Raw genomic sequence first — 579 nt, forward strand, 5'->3', positions numbered from 1 at the left:
CTTGGCTACTTAAATACTTCATTTCTACTCCGATATCCTTTTGTACTACTATAATAACACATATCTTTTTCTCTGTCACTTAAAGACTTAAAATAAGGAGAACTCACTTGGCAAGCATCATCTATCGCCACTTCAAGAAGGACTTAAAAAAGAAGCTAGGATTTCCCTAACCTCTTTTCTTTATGCTTTATTCTGCCAAGGCACCCATTGGATCCCATGGTGCAAGTACGATTGGTTCTGCTTCATAAGCAGCCCGTTCTTCTGCTGTCAGCAATTCCTTACGGACAACGATTTGGTAGGTGTATTCATCCATCCAAGCGTCTGAGGCAACAAAGTAACCATCTGCACCGACCTTGTCTCCCCATGAGTTTTCAACCTTCCACTTGGTTGACTTGCCATTTTCATCCAAATCAACACCTGTCAAGACCATGGCGTGGGTCATCAAGCTTTCGCTGTAGTCCAAACGTCCAGCCTTGTCTTGAGTAAGTTGGATATCCATGCTTGATTCAAAGTCATAAACATCAGTCGCAAGGATTCCAGCTTTGCGGTTGCTGAGCTGGCCGACATCTGAACCAAACC

General features: G+C 43.4%; 1 protein-coding gene. It reads right to left on the reverse strand.

Features of this window, described 5'->3' with window-relative positions:
- Positions 1-187: 187 nt before the first annotated feature.
- Positions 188-579, reverse strand: a 392-nt coding sequence (locus tag GMD4S_RS10175; RefSeq protein ID WP_000396288.1) for a C1 family peptidase, incomplete at its 5' end; no start/stop codon positions are given.

The organism is Streptococcus sp. GMD4S (assembly GCF_000296955.1).